Below are 305 nucleotides of genomic sequence, written 5' to 3'. Positions count from 1 at the left end.
TTCATCGCGACATAGTTGGTGATGTTGTGAACGAGCGGCGCAGTCTGCCGCATCGACGTGAGATATTGTCCGGGGTCTTCCATCGCACTCTCCTTGGCTGCGGGCAGCAAGAGGAGTGCGAGGGGGGCAAAGGCGGGACTGCGCCTGACCGTCTCACGCGCCTCCCTCCGCCGGCATTATCCGGTTCAGGTTCTAAGGGTTCGTCTCAGCCCGGTTTCCCGAGCGCCCCTGTCGCTTCGCCCAAAGAGGTGACACCGTCGGAGCCCCCCGTCAAGCGGTGTGACGACAAGCGGTGGGACGACAAG

At 63.3% G+C, this 305-nt stretch carries 1 riboswitch.

The features are described 5' to 3' along the window. Positions 1–145 precede the first annotated feature (145 nt). A riboswitch (TPP riboswitch) is annotated at positions 146–240 on the bottom strand. Between the last annotated feature and the right edge of the window lie 65 nt (positions 241–305).

Source organism: Thioclava sp. UBA3469 (genome assembly GCF_002378135.1).
Taxonomy (GTDB): Bacteria; Pseudomonadota; Alphaproteobacteria; order Rhodobacterales; family Rhodobacteraceae; genus Thioclava; species Thioclava sediminum.
This window is presented reverse-complemented; position numbering and strand designations above follow the sequence as displayed.